The sequence below is a fragment of the Streptomyces sp. NBC_00454 genome (assembly GCF_041434015.1).
Taxonomy (GTDB): Bacteria; Actinomycetota; Actinomycetes; order Streptomycetales; family Streptomycetaceae; genus Streptomyces.
The window spans coordinates 5,009,499-5,027,921 of the sequence record NZ_CP107907.1 but is presented as its reverse complement, the minus strand read 5'-3'; the positions used below and the strand labels follow the sequence as shown (position 1 = coordinate 5,027,921).

Annotated in this window: 19 protein-coding genes; 10 read left to right on the top strand and 9 right to left on the bottom strand. The window is 72.4% G+C overall.

Features of this window, described 5'->3' with window-relative positions; all coding sequences use genetic code 11:
* The first annotated feature begins 91 nt into the window (after positions 1-91).
* On the top strand, positions 92-562 hold the full coding sequence (locus tag OHU74_RS23395) for a DUF6542 domain-containing protein (RefSeq protein ID WP_371617702.1): 471 nt from the start codon (positions 92-94) through the stop codon (positions 560-562).
* A gap of 7 nt (positions 563-569) precedes the next feature.
* On the opposite strand, the gene ppgK is transcribed toward OHU74_RS23395, so the two are convergent.
* Together ppgK and OHU74_RS23385 are read right to left on the bottom strand one after the other, a co-directional pair.
* Positions 570-1,319: a polyphosphate--glucose phosphotransferase gene (gene ppgK / locus OHU74_RS23390; RefSeq protein ID WP_371617701.1), complete on the bottom strand. Its 750-nt coding sequence runs from the start codon at positions 1,317-1,319 to the stop codon at positions 570-572.
* Between the two features lie 84 nt (positions 1,320-1,403).
* Positions 1,404-2,408, bottom strand: a complete 1,005-nt coding sequence (locus OHU74_RS23385; protein ID WP_371617700.1) for a 4-hydroxy-3-methylbut-2-enyl diphosphate reductase — start codon at positions 2,406-2,408, stop codon at positions 1,404-1,406.
* Positions 2,409-2,494: 86 nt separating this feature from the next.
* Here OHU74_RS23385 and OHU74_RS23380 point away from each other — a divergent pair, with 86 nt between their 5' ends.
* The 4 genes from OHU74_RS23380 to OHU74_RS23365 all read left to right on the top strand — a co-directional run bounded on the left by OHU74_RS23380 (position 2,495) and on the right by OHU74_RS23365 (position 6,242).
* The gene (locus tag OHU74_RS23380; RefSeq protein WP_371617699.1) at positions 2,495-3,925 is read left to right on the top strand and encodes an APC family permease; all 1,431 of its coding nucleotides are present in this window, start codon (positions 2,495-2,497) and stop codon (positions 3,923-3,925) included.
* Between the two features lie 9 nt (positions 3,926-3,934).
* A complete protein-coding gene (xseA, locus tag OHU74_RS23375; protein WP_371617698.1) occupies positions 3,935-5,164 on the top strand; it encodes an exodeoxyribonuclease VII large subunit in 1,230 nt (409 codons plus the stop codon).
* A gap of 87 nt (positions 5,165-5,251) precedes the next feature.
* Positions 5,252-5,497, top strand: a complete 246-nt coding sequence (locus OHU74_RS23370) for an exodeoxyribonuclease VII small subunit (RefSeq protein WP_371617697.1) — start codon at positions 5,252-5,254, stop codon at positions 5,495-5,497.
* Positions 5,498-5,651: 154 nt separating this feature from the next.
* Entirely contained in the window at positions 5,652-6,242 is a 591-nt protein-coding gene (locus OHU74_RS23365; protein WP_371617696.1) for a malonic semialdehyde reductase, read from the top strand.
* Between the two features lie 130 nt (positions 6,243-6,372).
* On the opposite strand, the gene OHU74_RS23360 is transcribed toward OHU74_RS23365, so the two are convergent.
* A complete protein-coding gene (locus tag OHU74_RS23360; protein WP_371619777.1) occupies positions 6,373-6,906 on the bottom strand; it encodes a DUF4245 domain-containing protein in 534 nt (177 codons plus the stop codon).
* Positions 6,907-7,117: 211 nt separating this feature from the next.
* Between OHU74_RS23360 and glpX the strand changes: the two genes are divergently transcribed.
* A complete protein-coding gene (glpX, locus tag OHU74_RS23355; protein WP_330298349.1) occupies positions 7,118-8,149 on the top strand; it encodes a class II fructose-bisphosphatase in 1,032 nt (343 codons plus the stop codon).
* Between the two features lie 119 nt (positions 8,150-8,268).
* Here glpX and OHU74_RS23350 read toward each other — a convergent pair whose 3' ends face one another.
* Positions 8,269-8,643, bottom strand: coding sequence for a WhiB family transcriptional regulator (locus OHU74_RS23350; RefSeq protein ID WP_371617695.1), 375 nt, complete (start codon positions 8,641-8,643; stop codon positions 8,269-8,271).
* 165 nt (positions 8,644-8,808) lie between these two features.
* The gene (locus tag OHU74_RS23345; protein ID WP_371617694.1) at positions 8,809-9,489 is read right to left on the bottom strand and encodes a DUF1707 domain-containing protein; all 681 of its coding nucleotides are present in this window, start codon (positions 9,487-9,489) and stop codon (positions 8,809-8,811) included.
* 161 nt (positions 9,490-9,650) lie between these two features.
* On the opposite strand from OHU74_RS23345, the gene OHU74_RS23340 reads away from it, so the two are divergent.
* Together OHU74_RS23340 and OHU74_RS23335 are read left to right on the top strand one after the other, a co-directional pair.
* Positions 9,651-11,315 carry a fumarate hydratase gene (locus tag OHU74_RS23340; protein ID WP_371617693.1) on the top strand — a complete coding sequence of 555 codons (1,665 nt, stop codon included), beginning with the start codon at positions 9,651-9,653 and terminating at the stop codon, positions 11,313-11,315.
* Between the two features lie 144 nt (positions 11,316-11,459).
* Positions 11,460-12,059: a hypothetical protein gene (locus tag OHU74_RS23335; RefSeq protein ID WP_371617692.1), complete on the top strand. Its 600-nt coding sequence runs from the start codon at positions 11,460-11,462 to the stop codon at positions 12,057-12,059.
* On the opposite strand, the gene OHU74_RS23330 is transcribed toward OHU74_RS23335, so the two are convergent.
* A complete protein-coding gene (locus OHU74_RS23330; RefSeq protein ID WP_371617691.1) occupies positions 12,043-12,408 on the bottom strand; it encodes a hypothetical protein in 366 nt (121 codons plus the stop codon). The genes OHU74_RS23335 and OHU74_RS23330 overlap by 17 nt on opposite strands.
* Before the next feature lie 112 nt (positions 12,409-12,520).
* On the opposite strand from OHU74_RS23330, the gene OHU74_RS23325 reads away from it, so the two are divergent.
* Both OHU74_RS23325 and OHU74_RS23320 read left to right on the top strand, forming a co-directional pair.
* On the top strand, positions 12,521-13,294 hold the full coding sequence (locus tag OHU74_RS23325; RefSeq protein ID WP_371617690.1) for a glycerophosphodiester phosphodiesterase: 774 nt from the start codon (positions 12,521-12,523) through the stop codon (positions 13,292-13,294).
* Positions 13,295-13,483: 189 nt separating this feature from the next.
* Positions 13,484-14,374 carry a BTAD domain-containing putative transcriptional regulator gene (locus OHU74_RS23320; protein ID WP_371617689.1) on the top strand — a complete coding sequence of 297 codons (891 nt, stop codon included), beginning with the start codon at positions 13,484-13,486 and terminating at the stop codon, positions 14,372-14,374.
* Here OHU74_RS23320 and OHU74_RS23315 read toward each other — a convergent pair.
* Genes OHU74_RS23315 through OHU74_RS23305 form a run of 3 tightly spaced genes read right to left on the bottom strand, consistent with a single transcriptional unit; the run spans position 14,306 to position 18,351 of the window.
* On the bottom strand, positions 14,306-14,983 hold the full coding sequence (locus OHU74_RS23315) for a flavin reductase family protein (RefSeq protein ID WP_371617688.1): 678 nt from the start codon (positions 14,981-14,983) through the stop codon (positions 14,306-14,308). The genes OHU74_RS23320 and OHU74_RS23315 overlap by 69 nt on opposite strands.
* Before the next feature lie 15 nt (positions 14,984-14,998).
* Positions 14,999-17,104, bottom strand: coding sequence for a tetratricopeptide repeat protein (locus OHU74_RS23310; RefSeq protein WP_371617687.1), 2,106 nt, complete (start codon positions 17,102-17,104; stop codon positions 14,999-15,001).
* 41 nt (positions 17,105-17,145) lie between these two features.
* Positions 17,146-18,351: a hypothetical protein gene (locus OHU74_RS23305; protein WP_371617686.1), complete on the bottom strand. Its 1,206-nt coding sequence runs from the start codon at positions 18,349-18,351 to the stop codon at positions 17,146-17,148.
* Positions 18,352-18,423 lie beyond the last annotated feature (72 nt).

Here is an 18,423-nt window from a genome sequence, read left to right as displayed (position 1 = left end):
GGGCCAAGGAGCAGTTTACTTTCCGATGAGGGGGCACGGATGTACGCGTGTCCGGGCACGCGATCGGCGGCCCCCCGCCTAGTTTTGGGGGGTGGAGCGATACAAGGCGCGTACGGTACGTCACCCAGCGGAGCGGCCCCCCGCGGCCCCCGGCCGGGAGGCGCTACGACGCCTGCCGCGGCCGCGGCTGACCGGGCTCGGCGGCGGGCTGTTCGCGTGCGCCGCGATGTTCGTGGTCGGCGGCATCGACTGGCTGCTGTTCGACGCCTCGCTCTTCGCCTACGGACTGCTCTTCCTGCCCGTGGCGGCCGCCACCGCCCTGTGGGTGCGCCCCGCCGACCTGATCACCGCCCCGATCACCGCCCCGATCGCCTTCGCCCTCGGGGTGTGGCCCGTCTCGGGCGGCTCCGGCGGCTTCGCCGGGGAGATCATGGGGCTGGTGTCCGCGCTGTCCCTGCACGCCGGCTGGCTGTACGCCGGGACGCTCATCGCCGCCCTGATCGTGGTGGTGCGCAAGGCCGTGCTGATCGGGCGGCGCAGAGTGCCCCGGCGGGTCGCCTGAAGGGTTTCTAGGAGGGCGGCGCCGAGTGCGCCGCCATCGCCGCGCCCACGATGCCCGCGTTGTTCTGCAGCTTCGCCGGGACGATCTCCGCCCGGATGCCCTCGATCAGCGGCAGGAACTTCTCCGGCTTGCGGCTCACTCCCCCGCCGATGATGAACAGGTCCGGGGAGAACAGCATCTCCACGTGGGCCAGGTACTTCCCCACCCGGCGCGCCCAGTGCTCCCAGGTGAGGTCCCCGTCCTCCTTCGCCTTCACCGACGCCCGCGTCTCCGCGTCGTGGCCCTTCAGCTCCAGGTGCCCGAGCTCCGTGTTGGCCACCAGCCGGCCGTCCGTGAACAGCGCGCTGCCGATCCCGGTGCCCAGCGTGAGCAGGATGACGGTGCCGCCGACCCCGCGCCCCGCCCCGTAGGCCATCTCCGCCATCCCCGCCGCGTCCGCGTCGTTGAGGACCGTGACCGGGCGGCCGTTCAGGCGGCCGGACAGCAGGGCCGCCGTGTCCGTGCCGATCCAGGCCTTGTCCATGTTGGCCGCCGAACGGGTGACCCCGCCCGTGACGACCCCGGGGAACGTGACCCCGACGGGGCCGTCCCAGTCGAAGTGGCGCACCACCTCGACGACGCAGCCGGCCACCCCCTCGGGGGTGGCCGGCTGCGGTGTCAGTACCTTGTGGCGCTCCTGCGCCAGATCGCCGCGGTCCAGGTCCACGGGAGCGCCCTTGATCCCGGAGCCGCCGATGTCCACACCGAAAATCTGCATGGACACACCGTACGAAATGCCCCGCCGAAGCGCTCTGCCCCGGACCGAACCGGACCGAACCGGACCGAAGAGGAGGAGACCCGACTACTTCTCGGAGACCAGCTCCGCCGCCTCGGCGCGCAGGTCCCTGCGCAGCTCCTTGGGCAGCGAGAAGACGATCGACTCCTCGGCCGTCTTGACGATCTCCACGTCCGCGTACCCGCGCGCGGCGAGCCACTCCAGCACCTCTTCGACCAGCACCTCCGGCACCGAGGCGCCCGAGGTCAGGCCCACCGTGGTGACGCCTTCCAGCCAGGCCTCGTCGATCTCGCTCGCGAAGTCCACGAGGTACGAGGCCTTCGCGCCCGCGTCGAGGGCGACCTCGACCAGCCGGATCGAGTTCGAGGAGTTCTTGGAGCCGACGACGATGACCAGGTCGCAGTCCTTGCCCATGACCTTGACCGCCTCCTGGCGGTTCGAGGTGGCGTAGCAGATGTCGTCGCTGGGCGGCGAGACGAGCAGCGGGAACTTGGTCTTCAGCGCGTCGACCGTCTCCATCGTCTCGTCGACCGACAGGGTGGTCTGCGACAGCCAGACGACCTTCGACTCGTCGCGGACGGTCACCTTCTCCACGTCGTGCGGGCCGTCCACGATGGTGATGTGGTCCGGGGCCTCGCCGGAGGTGCCGATGACCTCCTCGTGGCCCTCGTGGCCGATGAGGAGGATGTCGAAGTCCTCGTTCGCGTACCGGATCGCTTCCTTGTGCACCTTGGTGACCAGCGGGCAGGTCGCGTCGATCGTCGCGAGCTTGCCGCGCGCCGCCTCCTCGTGCACCACGGGGGCCACCCCGTGCGCCGAGAACATCACGATGGAGCCCTCGGGCACCTCCTCCGTCCGCTCGACGAAGATGGCGCCCTTCCTCTCCAGGGTCTGGACCACGTACTTGTTGTGCACGATCTCGTGGCGTACGTAGACGGGCGCACCGTACTGCTCGAGGGCTTTCTCGACGGCGATCACGGCTCGGTCCACGCCCGCGCAGTAGCCGCGGGGGGCGGCGAGCAGGACGCGGCGGGATGCGGGAGCAGGGGCGGGAGCAGTCATACGCTCCATCGTACGGGGGTCTCCAGGAGGCCGGACGTCCCCCGTTCGACACAGACTGGGTCGAACGTCCGTACCGACTGTCCCCCGGAGGAACGATGGCGTCCGCGACGGATTCCAGCACGACGCCCGACGCCCCCGGCCCGTCCGACGGGGGTGCGCCCGCCGCCGCGCTGACGCGGAGCCTGGGCTTCCGCGACCTGGTCGTCTACGGACTGCTCTTCATCGCCCCCATGGCCCCGGTCGGCGTCTTCGGGACCCTCGACGCCAAATCGCACGGCGCCGTCGCCCTCGTCTACCTCGCCGCGACGGTCGCGATGGCCTTCACCGCCTTCTCGTACGCCCAGATGGTGCGGGTGGCCCCGCAGGCCGGCTCCGTCTTCACGTACGCCCGCAAGGGCCTCGGGGAGGGCCCCGGCCTGATCGCCGGCTGGATGGCGATGCTCGACTACCTGCTGATCCCGGCGGTCGCGTACCTCTTCTCCGGGATCGCCATGCACGCCCTGGTCCCGGAGGTCTCCCGGTGGGTGTGGACGGCGCTGGCGGTGATCGTGACCACCCTGCTCAACCTGTGGGGCGTACGGGCGGCAGCGCGCGTGGGCTTCGCCGTGCTGGCCATGGAGATCCTGGTCCTGCTGGTGTTCCTGGTCTCGGCGGTGACCGTGCTGGTCCGCGACGGGGCGCAGCGCGGCTGGCTCTCCCCGCTCACCGGCGACGGCTCGCTGGGCTTCTCGACGGCGGCGGTGCTCGGCGCGGTCTCCGTGGCGGTCCTGTCGTACCTGGGCTTCGACGCCATCGCCTCCTTCGCCGAGGAGGTGACGGGCGGCAGCGCCAAGGTGGCGCGGGCGGTGCTGTTCTGTCTGGCGCTGACCGGGGTGCTGTTCATCGCCCAGACCTACCTGGCGGCCCTGCTGACGCCCGTCTCCTCGGCGGAGCTTGCGGCCGACCCGGCACTGCAGGGGCCGGCCTTCTACACCACGGTCGAGGCCTCGGTGGGCGGCTGGCTGCACGACCTGGTCGCCGTCAGCAAGGCGATCGGGGCGGCCTTCGCGGCGCTGGCCGGGCAGGCGGCGGCCGGCCGGCTGCTCTTCGCGATGGCCCGCGAGCGGCGGCTGCCGCGCTTCCTCGCCCGTACCTCGCACGGCACTCCGCGTACGGCCCTGCTGGTGGCGGCCACGGTGACGCTGATCGCGGCGGTGTGGGCGGCCCGGCGCGACGACGGCCTGGACCACCTGGTCTCGGTGGTCGACGTGGGCGCACTGGTGGCGTTCACACTGCTGCACGCCTCGGTGGTCGGCTGGTTCGTCGTCAAGCGGCGCGAGGGCGCCCCGCACTGGTTCAAGCACCTGGTGATGCCGGTGCTCGGCGCCGCCGTGACCGTCGCGGTGATCGTCGAGGCCTCCTGGACGGCGCAGGTGGTGGGGGCCGTGTGGCTGCTGGTGGGCCTGGGGGTGCTGGTGGCCCAGCGCGGGCGACGCGCGGGAGCTGGGGGGGCCGGGCCCGACGCCGGTGTCGGTGAGACCGCCTAACCTGCGTGCATGGGTCTGAATACGTCGGCTGACGCGCCGCTGCCGGTCGGTCAGGTGTCCCGGCTCATCGGGGGCTGGATCGACAAGCTCGGCCAGGTGTGGGTGGAAGGGCAGATCACGCAGCTCTCGCGGAGGCCGGGAGCGGGGGTGGTCTTCCTGACGCTGCGCGATCCCTCGCACGACATCTCCCTCAGCGTGACCTGCTTCCGCCAGGTCTTCGACGAGGTCGCGGACTCCGTGACGGAGGGCGCCCGCGTCGTCGTACTCGCCAAGCCCGAGTGGTACGCCCCGCGCGGGCAGCTGTCCCTGCGGGCCACGGAGATACGGCCCGTCGGCATCGGCGAGCTACTCGCCCGGCTGGAGCGGCTCAAGCGCTCGCTGGCCTCGGAGGGGCTCTTCGCGCTGGACCGCAAGAAGCCGCTGCCGTTCCTGCCCCAGCTGATCGGGCTGGTGGTGGGGCGGGCCTCGGCGGCCGAGCGCGACGTCCTGGAGAACGCGCGGCGCAGGTGGCCGGCGGTCCGCTTCGAGGTCCGCAACGTGGCCGTCCAGGGGGTGCACGCGGTGCCCCAGGTGATCCAGGCGGTGCGCGAGCTGGACGCCATGGCCGAGGTGGACGTGATCATCGTGGCGCGCGGCGGCGGCAGCGTGGAGGACCTGCTGCCCTTCTCCGACGAGGAGGTCGTACGGACCGTCGCGGCGGCCCGTACGCCGGTGGTCTCGGCGATCGGGCACGAGCCGGACTCCCCGCTGCTGGACCTGGTCGCGGACCTGCGGGCGTCCACGCCCACGGACGCGGCGAAGAAGGTGGTCCCCGACGTGGGCGAGGAGCTGGAGCGGGTGCGCCAGCTCCAGGGCCGGGGGCTGCGTGCCGTGCGCGGGCTGCTCGACCGGGAGGAGCGGGGGCTCGCGCACGCGCTGGCCCGGCCGGTCTTCGTCCACCCGCAGCGGATGGTGGAGACCCGGGAGGCCGAGCTGGAGGCGCTGCTGGCGCGTGCGCGGCGGACGCTGGGCCACTTGCTGGACCGGGCGGATTCGGAGCTGGCGCACACGCTGGCCCGGGTGGTGGCACTGTCTCCGGCGGCCACCCTGGAGCGCGGGTACGCGGTGCTCCAGCGGGCGGACGGGCACGTGGTGCGCTCGCCCGAGGACGTGGCGGCGGGCGACGTGCTGCGGGCGCGGGTGGCGGAGGGGGAGTTCGCGGTGCGGGTCTCCGAGGACACGCGGGCCGGCGGCGCTTAGAGCGGGGCGCATCGGGCGGCGGCGCTCAGGGCGGCGGACGCCTCAACCACAAAGTCGTTGTATTGCACACATAAACTGGGAGCGGGAATGGCCGGAACCGAAACGGCGCTGGGATACGAGCAGGCCCGGGACGAACTCATCGAGGTCGTCCGCAAGCTGGAGGCCGGCGGGACCTCCCTGGAGGACTCCCTCGCGCTCTGGGAGCGCGGCGAGGAGCTCGCGAAGGTGTGCCGCCACTGGCTGGAGGGCGCCCGGGCCCGGCTGGACTCGGCGCTGGCTGCACGGGACGCGGCGGGGCCCGACGGGGAGGGCGGGGACGGCGGGGACGAGTGACCCGGGGGGGGCGACCCGGGCACGCCGGGGATTACCGGGCGGCGACCCGGGAGTGACCTCGCTCACCTCCACCCGGGTTTAGTTGAATTTTCATCTATCTCGGTCGTAGAGTCGGGACATCGCTTCGCATTTCCGTACAGAAGAAGGCTTTCCGATGTCTCTCGTTCTCGACGCCGCCGCTCAGGACCTCCTCTTCCGTGAGGCGCGCACCGCCAACACGTTCTCCGACGAGCCGGTGACCGAGGAGCAGATCCAGGCCATCTACGACCTGGTGAAGTTCGGCCCGACCGCCTTCAACCAGACCCCGCTGCGCATCACCCTGGTCCGCTCCCCCGAGGCCCGCGAGCGCCTGGTGAAGCACCTGGCCGAGGGCAACCAGGCCAAGACCCTGGCCGCCCCGCTGGTGGCGATCCTGTCCGCGGACAACGAGTTCCACGAGGAGCTCCCGCAGCTGCTCCCGCACTTCCCGCAGGCCAAGGACATGTTCTTCTCCGAGCGTCCGGTCCGCGAGCAGTCCGCGCTGGTCAACGCCTCGCTGCAGGCCGCCTACTTCATCCTGGGCATCCGCGCCGCCGGCCTGGCCGCCGGCCCGATGACCGGCCTGGACTTCGCCGGCGTCGAGAAGGAGTTCCTGGACGGCGACCACACCCCGCTGATGGTCATCAACATCGGCAAGCCGGGCGAGGACGCCTGGTTCGCCCGCTCCCCGCGCCTGGACTTCGACCAGGTCGTCACGACCGTCTGAGTCCGCGCGACCGTCCGAGTCCGACCCTCTGGCGACGGCTTCCGACGACGCCTTCCGACGACAAAGGCCGCGTGCCCCGGAAATCTCCGGGGCACGCGGCCTTTTCGCGTACCTGCGCCGCGCGCTACCGCTACTGCTGCGGCTGTTCGGGGCCCTGCTTGAACTCCAGGGCGGCGGCCATCACTCCGAGGTCCTCGAAGGAGGCCGTGCCCGTCACCACGGTGACGTAGCCCTGTTCGCGCCGTACGAGGGCGTCGTACTTCTCGCCGTCCCAGCGCTCCCAGGTCTGGTCGCCGACCTGCTGCGTCTGCCCGGTGGCCGCCGCCTTGCGGGTCACCTTGCCGATGTAGCCCGGCGTGGTGTCGGTCGACTGCTCCACCGCCACGTACTGCTTCTGCGGATCCAGGAAGCCCAGGTGCCAGGAGTTGGCTTCCTTCCCGTCGTACGTCACCGAGGTCGCCCGCCACTCCTGCGGCAGCCCGACGGGGGCCGCCACCGGGTACGGGGCCGCGCGCCGGGCCGTGAGCTTCTCGACGCGGTAGTCGATCACCCGCGTCGGATCGGCTTTCTCGTCATGTGGGATGAAGATGTAGATCCCGCCCACGACGAGACCGATCACCACCAACGAGAGGACCATGTCCCGAATCGTCTGCTTGCCTTTCATACCTGCCACCGGACCATGGTCCCGCATCGCCCGCGGCGATCACCGCCGGGGTCCGTGTCGCGTCCCGCGCGGGGCGCAAGATGTCCGCTCAGGACAAACGGCTGACCGATATACCGCTCATACGTGACCCGGTCTGCTCAATTTATCGACGTACCGATAGAGTCGAGGGACCCTCACTCCCGGCCGTCGCCGTACAGAAAGGTGCGCTCCGATGACCGAGCACAACCTGCCGCCTCAGCTCGAAGTCTCTCCGGAGGCACCCGACCGCAACCTCGCACTGGAGCTCGTCCGGGTCACCGAGGCCGCCGCCATGGCCGCGGGCCGCTGGGTCGGGCGCGGCGACAAGCTCGGCGCCGACGGCGCCGCGGTCAACGCCATGCGCACCCTGATCTCCACCGTTTCGATGAACGGCGTCGTCGTCATCGGCGAGGGCGAGAAGGACGAAGCCCCGATGCTCTTCAACGGCGAGCGGGTCGGCGACGGCACCGGTGCCGAGGTCGACATCGCCGTGGACCCGATCGACGGCACCACCCTGAACGCCAAGGGCATGCCGAACGCCATCGCCGTCCTGGCCGCCGCCGACCGCGGCACCATGTTCGACCCGTCCGCGGTGTTCTACATGGAGAAGCTGGTCACCGGCCCCGAGGCCGCCGACTTCGTCGACATCAACGCCCCGGCGTCCGTCAACATCCGCCGCGTCGCCAAGGCCAAGAACATGGCCGTGGAAGACGTCACCGTGGTCATCCTCGACCGCCCCCGCCACGAGGGCATCGTCAAGGAGATCCGCGAGACCGGCGCGCGCATCAAGTTCATCTCCGACGGCGACGTCGCCGGCTCGGTCATGGCCGTCCGCGAGGGCACCGGCGTCGACCTGCTCCTGGGCATCGGCGGCACCCCCGAGGGCATCATCTCGGCCTGCGCCATCAAGTGCCTGGGCGGCACCATCCAGGGCAAGCTGTGGCCCAAGGACGAGGACGAGCGCCAGAAGGCCATCGCCGCGGGCCACGACCTGGACCGCGTCCTGCACACCAACGACCTGGTCTCCGGCGAGAACGTCTTCTTCGTCGCGACCGGCATCACGGACGGCGAGCTGCTGCGCGGCGTCCACTACCGCTCCGAGACCGCCACGACCTCCTCGCTGGTCATGCGCTCGAAGTCGGGCACGATCCGCCAGATCGACTCCACCCACCGGCTCTCGAAGCTCCGCGCGTACAGCGCGATCGACTTCGACCGCGCCCAGTAGGACCGGGGCCGCATACGCCGCCGCGCTCCAGGGCAGGGCGCGGCACGGCACGGCAGAAAGGGGCGCTCCCGCGTGCGGCGGGAGCGCCCCTTGCCGTGTGCCGCAGCCCGCTCGTCCCTCTACGAGGCTTCGCGCAGCTCCCCCGCCCGGCGGCGGCGCCGGGCCAGCACCACCCGGCGCTCGGCGGCGGTGAGCCCGCCCCAGACCCCGTAGGGCTCCGGCTGGAGCAGCGCGTGCTCCCGGCAGGCGACCATGACGGGGCAGCGGGCACAGACCCGCTTGGCGGCGTCCTCGCGGGACAGCCGGGCCGCGGTCGGCTCCTTGGAGGGAGCGAAGAACAGCCCGGCCTCGTCGCGCCGGCACACCGCGTCCGCGTGCCATGGCCCGTCCTCTTCCCTGGCCGGCACCCGCGGCTTCGGTACGGCCGCCGTCGGCCGCCCCTGAAGAGTCTGGACGGCGGCTACCTGCAGGGACTGGCGCGGCGGATGCGGCACGGTCTACTCCTGACGACGTATACGCGAGCGAGAGACGATGCACCTGTCCCTACCCGCTGTGCGCGCCCCTATGCACCGCGTGCCGCCGATCCGGACGGTTCGACCGAAACCCGACGGCGTCCGTCAGCCCCCGGGAGGCCCTCCAGCGACGGCAACGGCAACGGCCTAGCCTTCGGCCCGCTTGCCGAGCCCGCGCGCCAGGTCCACCAGGCGGGCGCCCATCTTGTGCCGCGCCTCGATGTTGCCCAGCAGGGCGAAGCCGCGGACGATCACGACCGGGGCCTGCGGGTCGGCGCCGCTGCCCCGGCCCTCGCCGTGCACCTCGACGTTGCCGAGGACCCCGCTGCCGTAGCCGCGCAGCGTGACGTTCTCCGGGACCAGGATCTCGACGTTGCCGAGGACGCAGGTCACGTTGATCTCGGTGACCTGCTGCTGGAAGACGGCCTCGGTGAGGTCGATGGTGATGTCGCCGAGGACGGAGACCGCACGGGTGTTCGCGCCCGGCCGCCAGCGGCCCTTGCGGGAGGAGCTGCTGAACACCGCGACGAGGGTCTCGGCGGGGAGGCCGCCCGTCGACTGCTGCCCCGCGTACCCCGCGGCGGCGTACGGGAGCTGCTGCCCGGCGGCGGCGCCGGGCGCGGGCAGGTCCCGTACGAGTACGTCCAGCTCGCCGACCGTCTTGAGCGCGTACAGCGAGTCGAGGCGGTCGGAGTGCTCTTCGGAGGTCAGCCGGCCCTCGGCGAGGGCGTCGGCGAGGATCTGCGCGATCCGGTCCCGGTCGGCGTCGGAGGCGCGCAGCCCGGCAGGGGCGGGCGCGGGGGCGGAGGGGTGCTTTTCCAGGTCCACGCCACCCAGCATAGCGAGACACGATAGATCGCGATACTCCCCCGTCGGGGCCCAGTGAGCCTTACCTCACAGACAAACGTCCCGGCGGAGGTCCTACGCTGGATACCGCGCTGCCAATTGGTCGCCAGCGCCGTCTGCCGAGTGAGGGAATGACTGCCGTCATGCCAGAGTTTGCGTACACCGACCTGCTGCCCCTGGGCGAGGACAACACCCCCTACCGGCTGGTGACCGCGGAGGGCGTCTCGACCTTCGAGGCCGACGGCCGTACGTTCCTCAAGGTCGAGCCGGAGGCGCTGCGCAAGCTCGCCGAAGAGGCGATCCACGACATCCAGCACTTCCTGCGCCCCGCGCACCTCGCGCAGCTGCGTCGCATCATCGACGACCCCGAGGCCAGCGCGAACGACAAGTTCGTGGCGCTGGACCTGCTCAAGAACGCGAACATCGCGGCGGCCGGCGTCCTGCCGATGTGCCAGGACACGGGCACGGCGATCGTGATGGGCAAGCGCGGCCAGAACGTCCTCACCGAAGGCGGCGACGAGGCGGCGCTCTCGCGCGGCATCTACGACGCGTACACCCGCCTGAACCTGCGCTACTCGCAGATGGCCCCCATCACCATGTGGGAGGAGAAGAACACCGGCTCGAACCTGCCCGCGCAGATCGAGCTGTACGCGACCGACGGCGGCGCGTACAAGTTCCTCTTCATGGCCAAGGGCGGCGGCTCCGCCAACAAGTCCTTCCTCTACCAGGAGACCAAGGCGGTCCTCAACGAGGCCTCCATGATGAAGTTCCTGGAGGAGAAGATCCGTTCGCTGGGCACCGCGGCCTGCCCGCCGTACCACCTGGCGATCGTGGTCGGCGGCACCTCGGCCGAGCACGCGCTCAAGACCGCGAAGTACGCCTCCGCCCACTACCTGGACGAGCTGCCGACCGAGGGCTCCGCGCTGGGCCACGGCTTCCGCGACGAGGCCCTGGAGCAGCAGGTCTTCGAGCTGACCCAGCGGATCGGCATCGGCGCACAGTTCGGCGGCAAGTACTTCTGCCACGACGTCCGCGTGGTGCGCCTGCCCCGCCACGGCGCCTCCCTCCCGGTCGCCATCGCGGTCTCCTGCTCGGCGGACCGCCAGGCCACCGCGAAGATCACCGCCGAGGGCGTCTTCCTGGAGCAGCTGGAGCGCGACCCGGCCCGCTTCCTGCCGGAAACCACCGACGAGCACCTCAACGACGCGGCGGACGTCGTCTCCATCGACCTGAACCAGCCGATGGACGAGATCCTCGCGACCCTGACCAAGCACCCGGTCAAGACCCGCCTGTCCCTGACCGGCCCGCTGGTCGTGGCGCGCGACATCGCGCACGCCAAGATCAAGGAACTCCTCGACTCGGGCGCGGAGATGCCGCAGTACCTCAAGGACCACCCGGTCTACTACGCGGGCCCCGCGAAGACCCCCGAGGGCTACGCGTCGGGCTCCTTCGGCCCGACCACGGCCGGCCGCATGGACTCCTACGTGGAGCAGTTCCAGGCGGCGGGCGGCTCCAAGGTCATGCTGGCCAAGGGCAACCGTTCCCAGCAGGTGACGGACGCGTGCGCCGCGCACGGCGGCTTCTACCTCGGCTCCATCGGCGGCCCGGCGGCCCGCCTGGCCCAGGACTGCATCAAGAAGGTCGAGGTCCTGGAGTACGAGGAGCTCGGCATGGAGGCGGTCTGGAAGATCGAGGTCGAGGACTTCCCGGCCTTCATCGTGGTCGACGACAAGGGCAACGACTTCTTCCAGAACCCGGCCCCGGAGCCGACGTTCACCCACATCCCGGTCCGCGGCCCGGGCCTGTAACGCGACACCCCGGACCCCGAGGGCCCCTCCGCCGATCGGCGGAGGGGCCCTCGCGCATGTCCGCCGATCGGCAGATGGATCACGGGTGGGCTCCCGGCGAGGCTGTTCCCACACCAAACGGCCGACCTGCACCGGGAGTTCAGAATGAAGAACCGTACGCGCACCCTCGCCCTCGCCGGATCCGCCGCACTCCTCGCCACCCTGATCGGGGCGGCCCCCGCCCCGGCGGCGCCGTCGGCCCCGAAGGCCGCCTCCGTGCACGGCGCGGGCAAGGTGTTCTACCCCTTCTCCCCCGAGGACGACATCCGCTTCACGGTCGACGCCGACGGGGACCCGTGGAGCCTGCCCCTCAAGCTCGAGAACGCCGAGAAGGGCCTGCCGACGGACGCCCGCGGCTGGGTGACCGTCCACCACGGCGTCCACGGGTCGGACTTCGCCGCCGTCTCCCGCGCGAAGGTGGACTGCCTGGTCACGGGGGGCGGCACGGCCACCCTGACCGCGGTGGTCGAGACCTCGAACGTCGGCTGGGAGGGCATGCGGATCGGCATCAGCGTCCAGGACGGCCGCCACGGCGAGCCCGACCGCGTGGGCTTCTCCTGGGGCGTGGCCAACCTGGACGTACACCCCGACCTCACGGCCACCCAGGCCACGGTGGGCACCTGCATGGCCCCGGCCCCCTTCACGGAGGTGGTCAAGGGCGGCTTCAAGGTCGCCTCGGCCCCGCTGACTACTGGGCCCCGCTGAGCTGCTCCGCCAGGTACCGGGCCTCCACCGGGGTGGCCCGGTAGCCGTCGCGGACGGCGGACAGGAGCTCCTGCATCGTCATGCCGAGAGAGTCGCGGAAGACCTTCAGGGCCGCGCCGCCCGAGCCGCCCACGCGGAGCAGGACGGTGCCCTCGGCCGCCACTACGGCCGCGCGGACCTCCTCGGGAGGCCGGCCCCTCCCTTCGCTGCGGCTGCACGTCTCCGGGGCGCCGAAGCCGCAGGTGTCGCACTCCCACTCGGACATCCACAGCAGCCGGCCGCGCTCGATCAGCTGCCAGGCGTGGAAGACGCAGCGCGGGCAGGGCTCGCAGTACAAGGTGATCGTCATCGGCTCCGGCATGGCGTCACCCTGCCCTGCACCGGAGGGGAACCGCATCCGGTTAACGTCGGGGACACGACCCCGCGCCCGCGCGTTCACCCCGGTTTGCAAGGATTTCCGTATGGCTGTGACGACCTCCTCCCTCACCACGGCCCGCGGCACGCGGGTCATCGCTCATCGCGGGGCCTCCCACGAGCATCCCGAGCACACGCTGGCCGCCTACCGGCAGGCCATCGCAGACGGGGCCGACGCGCTCGAGTGCGACGTGCGGCTGACCGCCGACCAGCGGCTGGTGTGCGTGCACGACCGGCGGGTCGAGCGGACCTCCGACGGGCGCGGGGTCGTCTCCGAGATGACCTACGAGGAGCTGCGCGGCCTCGACTTCGGCGCCTGGAAGGGGGCCGCGCACGCCGGGGCCCCGGTGCTGCTCTTCGAGGACCTGCTCCGGGAGGCGCTGGCCGCGCCGTACCCCGTCGGGCTCGCCGTCGAGACCAAGCACCCGACCCGCGCGGGCGGCCGGCTGGAGGCCGAGCTCGTACGGGTGCTGCGCGAGCACGGGCTCGCCGACGGCTCCGCCGGCCGCATCGAGGTGATGAGTTTCTCGCGGGCCGCGCTGACCCGCATGCACCGCCTCGCCCCGGGCCTGCCGGCCGTGTACCTGATGGAGCGCAGGCTCCGCCCGGTGAGGCCCCCGTACGCCACCCACGCGGGTCCGGGCATCGACCTCGTCCGCCGGGACCCGGGACTGGTGGGCCGGCTGAAGGCCAGGGGGCTGTCGGTGCGGGTGTGGACGGTGGACGAGCCGGCGGACGTGGAACTGTGCCTGGACCTGGGCGTGGACACGATCATCACCAACCGGCCCCGGGCGGTACGGGAGCAGCTCGAATCCCGGTAACTCCTCCTGCCCCGCCCCGTATTGGCTGGTTCGCACTCGTGACAGCCGGTCGGTGAACCTCGAACGTATGCCGTGGCGTGCAGTGCGGTGGCATCCGTCCGCGAGCGCGCCTGGCCGACGACTGGACAGGCGCCCACCGGCGCCGTGGCGCGGGCGAGGTGGCTGGGCATGAGCGGCACACGGCACAGGATGAGACGCACGGCGGTCGACGTGAGCCGGGAGAGCGTGAGCCGGGAGAGCGCGGGCGCCGGGCCGCGCTATCTCGTCCTGGGGCCGCTGGAGGTGCGCCGGGCCGGAGCGGTGTGCACGCCGAGCCCGCTCAAGCACCGGGCCCTGCTCGCGGTCCTGCTGCTGCACGCCAACCGGCTGGCCTCGGCGGACATGCTGATCGACGAGCTGTGGGACGGGCACCCGCCGAGATCCGCGGCGGCGACCCTGCAGATGTACGTGTCCGGGCTGCGCCGGACGCTGGACCCGGAGCACGGCCGCACGGGCGGGGACCCGCGCCGCCACCCGGTGCTCCGCACCGCGGGCTCCGGCTACGTGCTGTCCGTGGCACCCGGTGAGCTGGACCTGGACCTCTGCCGGGCCCTGGCCGCGCGCGGCCGTCGGCTGCTGGCCGACGGGGACTGCGGGGCGGCCAGCGAGTCCTTCTCGGGGGCGCTGTCGATGTGGCGGGGCCGGCCGCTGGCCGATCTGGGCCCGGCGCGACTGCCCGCGTACTACGCGGTCCGCCTGGAGGAGGAGCGGCTCGCGCTGCTCCACGACCGGATCGGCGCCGACATCTGCGCGGGCCGCGCCCAGGAGGTGGTCGCCGATCTGGCCGAGCTGTGCGCCCGCCACCCGCTGCGGGAGGCCTTCCACGAACAGCTGATGCTGGCCCTGGCCTGCACCGGCCGGCGGGCCGAGGCGCTGGACGCCTTCGCCCGCGCCCGGAGCGTCGTCGTCGCGGGCACCGGCATCGAGCCGGGGCCCGGGCTCCAGGCCGTGCAGCGGGCGCTGCTGCACGGCTTACATCCGTCGGCCCCCGTGCACGGCCGATGTCGCCGCCCCCGGCTCCTGCAGAGCGCCGGGCACTGAACCGCCCCGCTCGCCCGTAGGCCCCGCGGCACCCGGACCGCCCGGTCCCAGGCGCCAGCCGAGGCGGCGCCGGTAGTAGACCAGCGGATCGCCGTCCGCCACCGTGCACCCCGTCACCTCGGCCACCAGCACCACGTGGTCCCCGTGCGGAAGGACCGCGGCCACCCGGCACTTGAGGTAGACCGGGACGCCCGCGATCCGGGGCGTCCCGTCGTCCCAGTCCCACACCACGTCCTCGAACTTGTCCCGGGAGCGCCCCGCGAACACCTTCGCGAGGGCCTCGTCCGCGGAGCCCAGCAGGTGCGCCCCGAAGGACGTGCCCACGCGTGCCTCCATGGCCCGGTACGTACGCGAACCACGCGCGAGCGCCACCATCACGGACGGCGGGGCCACGCTGTAGGAGCTGAGGGAGGACACCAGCAGCCCGCACGGGCTCCCGTCGGCGCGGCGCGCGCAGACCACCGCCACCCCGGACACCACGCGGGCCATGGCCTCGGTGAACCCGGCCGCCGGATCGACCGCCGGGCCACCCGGCCGAGGCTCGGGCCCCGGCCGGGACTCCGACCCCGGACGGGGCTCCGGCCTCTCCTCCCGCTGCCGCAGGCTCATCCGGTCGGCTCCGCCTCAGACGGTGCTGCGCTCGGCGGCGCGCCGGCAGGAGTCCCGCTGCCGGACCGCGTCGGGGTCGCCCGTGGCCTCGTACACCGCGTCGTAGTCCGTCGCCGCCTCCGCGAACCGGCCGGCCGCCTCGTGGACCACGGCCCGGTTGAAGCGGAAGTCGGGCCGGTCGGCCAGTTCCACCGCCCGGTCGAAATCGGCGGCCGCCGCCGGCAGATCGCCTTCCAGGTAGGCCAGTTCGCCCCTGACGGCCCAGGCCTCGGCCAGCCCCGGATCACCGGCCAGCGCGGCCGCGAGGGCCTCGGCGGCCTCCTTGGTCCGGCCCGCCTCCGCCAGCAGCCGCCCCCGCAGGCACAGCAGGTGGGCGTGGCCGGGGGCCAGGGACAGCCCGGTGTCCACGTCCGCGAGGGCCGCCTCGGCCTCTCCCGCGTCGGCGAACAGGCCGGCCCGGCCGAGCAGCGCCTCCTGGTGGCCCGGTTCCAGCTCCAGGGTGCGGTCGAAGTCGGCCAGGGCGCCTTCGGTGTCGCCGAGTTCCAGCCGGGCGTCGCCCCGGTTGTAGTAGGCCTCCGGGAAGGGCGCTTCGAGGGACAGGGCCCGCTCGTAGTCGGCGATGGCCTCCTCGATGCGGCCCAGTTTGCGCAAGATGTTGCCCCGGTTGAAGTAGTGGTCCGCGAAGTCGTCGTCCGCGTCCATGATCTCGGCGTAGTCCTCCAGGGCCGCCTCCAGCCGCCCGCTCATGCTGTTGACCTGGGCCCGGTTGTAGCGCAGGCCGACCCGGTGCCAGGTCTTCTCCCCCAGACCCAGCTCCCGGCCGAGCCGCTCGATCCCCTCGTCGAGCAGCCGCAGCGCTTCGTCGGGGCGGCCGTCGCGGACCTCCACGAGGGCGAGCCCGTTGCGGTTGAAGACCGAGTAGAAGGACCGTTCCTTGGGGTCCGGCAGCAGGTCCGCCAGCGCGATGGCCGTGTTGACCCAGGCCCGCGCCCGGCGCGGATCGCGCCGCTCCTCCGGGTAGTGGCGTGCGTAGAGCATGCCGATCTCGTAGGCGAGCTTCATGTGGTGCGCGGGGTTCAGGGTGGCCATGCGTGCTTCTTCCTGGAGCACGGCCGACTCGTCGGGGCGGCCCGCCGCCGCGAGGCAGACCCCGGACTCCCGGATGAACACCCACCACAGTTCGGGGCGTTCGGCCGGGTCCACGAACCGCCTTCCCTCATCGCCCAGTTCGGCCGCGATGTGGTAGAAGCCCAGGTACTTGCAGCGCAGCAGGGCCGCGCGCAGGGCCTCGACCCCGGCGCCGGCCGCGTCGGAGCCGCGCATCAGGTGGTACGGCAGGGCGCCCAGCCGGAGCGAGGGTTCCCGCTCGGCCCGCTCGGCGAGTTCGGCGGCCCGGCGGTCGTGGAGTGCGGCGCGCTCGGCCGCGCCGAGGCGCTCGTAGGCCTCGGTCAGCGCCGGCTCCTCGGCCACGCAGTCCCCGTCCACATACTCCCGGGCCGCCTGCGGACCGGGAGCACGCGCAGGCGGTACGGAGCCTGCGCCCCGCGTCGTCGTCGTGTACGCGGCCAGCGCCTCCGGGAGCGAGAGCGAGGGGAACCCGGGCGGGTCCAGCAGCCGCTCCGTGCCGGAGCAGAGCACGAGGGTGAGCAGCTCGGGCGGGATCCGGCGCAGGGCGGCCGCCAGGAACTCCTGGTCGGTGACGTCGGCGTGCTGGATGTTCTCCACGACCAGGGTGCGCGGGCCGCGCTGCGCGTCGGCGAGGGCACCGAGCAGGAAGTCCACGATGCCGTGGGCCACGCGCAGGGAGTGCAGGCGGGCCGGGTAGCGGCTCACCTCTCCGGCGGTCGACTGCTCCTCGATGTGATGGGTGATCGGAGGTACCAGCGCGGCCAGTTCGGGGGTGCTCTCCTGGAGCTCGATGTAGTGCCGGGCCGCCAGGGCGGGCCTCCGCTCCAGCGCCTCGGGGGCCAGCAGCCGCAGCAGCGTACCGGCGGCGGTGTACGGGCCGCGCAGGCGCCGGTGCGCGTCCACGGACGCGAGCAGCGGGGGCAGGGCGAGGCCGGCGAGGAGCGTTTCGCGCTCGTGATGGTGTGGCGCGGAGATCCAGTGGTGCCCGCTCATCGATGACTCCTTGGGTGCGGCCGGGAGGGAGGGCCCGGATTTCAGGCGATGACGTGGTGGAGCCGGGCCCGCCGGCTGCGGATGCGCTCCCTGGCGGCGAGCCAGAGGGCGATGGCGATCTGGGCGAAGGTCAGGACGAGGAAGACCGCGGCGTCGAGGAGCTGGACCCAGGTCGCGCCGTGGCCCGCGCCGAACCGGTCGAGCGAGGCGGAGATCATGTTGAGGAAGACCGGGCCGATGCCCCAGAGGAAGGTGCTCAGGCTGAGGGCGTATCCGGCGGGGAGCAGCCAGGAGTACCAGCGGGCGACCCGGCGGTCCACGGGGTGCCACAGGGACTCGTCGGTGAGCCGGTCGGTGCGTCCCAGCAGCCGGTTGGCCCGGTTGGCCAGCATGCGCAACGAGGTGGTGTGCAGGTCCACGCAGCCGAGCACGGTGGTGATCAGGACGTAGACGTCGGTCCGCAGGTACAGGAAGAACTGCCACAGCACCCGGATGAAGGTCGTGAAGGCCACGGCCAGGCACAGCCTGGCGGTCAGGCCGTGGGTGAAGCCGGCCACGATGACCGCGAGGCTGATCAGTACGGTGTCGGCGACCATCCCGGCGAGGATCGGCAGATAGCGCTTGCGGCGCTCCACGCCGGCCAGGCCGTCCAGCGAGGTCTCGACGACGAGGAAGTAGAACCGGTACGACATCCTCGTGCGCGATCGGATGCCCAGGCGGCGGCCGGCCAGCGCGTGGAAGATCTCGTGGAGCGCGATCAGCGGGACGGCGACCACGAGCAGGACGAGGGTGATCACCGCGTAGTAGTGGCTGAAGACCAGGTCCTGCGGGGACGGCAGGAGCTCGGGCCTGCGCACCACGCTGACCACCGCCCAGGCCACGGCCAGCCCGTAGCAGAGCCAGGCCGCCGGGGAGAAGACCGCCCGGCCGAGCCGCTGCCAGCGCACGGGTTCCGGGTCCGCCTGTTCCTCGCCCTCGGCGCGCACGAACCCGAGCTCGCGGAGGGCCTCGACCACGTCACCGACGTCGGCGCGCTCCCCGTACGTGTGCTCGTACCAGTCGGCGGCCTGCGCGGGGGTGGCGCCCTCCTGGAGCCGGCGGACGAGTTCGGCTCCGTCGGGCGGGAAGATCGCGTAGGACTCGGTGTCCCTGCGTCCGATGGTGACCTCGTCGCCGTCCTCCAGGTAGACCAGCGGGTGGAGGGCCAGCGGGATGTCGTCAGAGCTGAGGTGGGCCGGCTCCGCCATGGCGGGCGCTCCGTCTCTCGTCGGCCGGGCCGGGGCCGGGGAGGGCGTCCCCGGAAAGGACCGGGGACGCCC

Excerpts from the sequence above, each read along its gene's own strand:
- ppgK (WP_371617701.1), bottom strand. The coding sequence starts at position 1,319 with ATGCAGATTTTCGGTGTGGACATCGGCGGCTCCGGGATCAAGGGCGCT.
- OHU74_RS23385 (WP_371617700.1), bottom strand. The coding sequence starts at position 2,408 with ATGGAGCGTATGACTGCTCCCGCCCCTGCTCCCGCATCCCGCCGCGTC.
- OHU74_RS23380 (WP_371617699.1), top strand. The coding sequence starts at position 2,495 with ATGGCGTCCGCGACGGATTCCAGCACGACGCCCGACGCCCCCGGCCCG.
- xseA (WP_371617698.1), top strand. The coding sequence starts at position 3,935 with ATGGGTCTGAATACGTCGGCTGACGCGCCGCTGCCGGTCGGTCAGGTG.
- OHU74_RS23370 (WP_371617697.1), top strand. The coding sequence starts at position 5,252 with ATGGCCGGAACCGAAACGGCGCTGGGATACGAGCAGGCCCGGGACGAA.
- OHU74_RS23365 (WP_371617696.1), top strand. The coding sequence starts at position 5,652 with ATGTCTCTCGTTCTCGACGCCGCCGCTCAGGACCTCCTCTTCCGTGAG.
- OHU74_RS23360 (WP_371619777.1), bottom strand. The coding sequence starts at position 6,906 with ATGAAAGGCAAGCAGACGATTCGGGACATGGTCCTCTCGTTGGTGGTG.
- glpX (WP_330298349.1), top strand. The coding sequence starts at position 7,118 with ATGACCGAGCACAACCTGCCGCCTCAGCTCGAAGTCTCTCCGGAGGCA.
- OHU74_RS23340 (WP_371617693.1), top strand. The coding sequence starts at position 9,651 with ATGCCAGAGTTTGCGTACACCGACCTGCTGCCCCTGGGCGAGGACAAC.
- OHU74_RS23335 (WP_371617692.1), top strand. The coding sequence starts at position 11,460 with ATGAAGAACCGTACGCGCACCCTCGCCCTCGCCGGATCCGCCGCACTC.
- OHU74_RS23330 (WP_371617691.1), bottom strand. The coding sequence starts at position 12,408 with ATGACGATCACCTTGTACTGCGAGCCCTGCCCGCGCTGCGTCTTCCAC.
- OHU74_RS23325 (WP_371617690.1), top strand. The coding sequence starts at position 12,521 with ATGGCTGTGACGACCTCCTCCCTCACCACGGCCCGCGGCACGCGGGTC.
- OHU74_RS23320 (WP_371617689.1), top strand. The coding sequence starts at position 13,484 with ATGAGACGCACGGCGGTCGACGTGAGCCGGGAGAGCGTGAGCCGGGAG.
- OHU74_RS23315 (WP_371617688.1), bottom strand. The coding sequence starts at position 14,983 with ATGAGCCTGCGGCAGCGGGAGGAGAGGCCGGAGCCCCGTCCGGGGTCG.
- OHU74_RS23310 (WP_371617687.1), bottom strand. The coding sequence starts at position 17,104 with ATGAGCGGGCACCACTGGATCTCCGCGCCACACCATCACGAGCGCGAA.
- OHU74_RS23305 (WP_371617686.1), bottom strand. The coding sequence starts at position 18,351 with ATGGCGGAGCCGGCCCACCTCAGCTCTGACGACATCCCGCTGGCCCTC.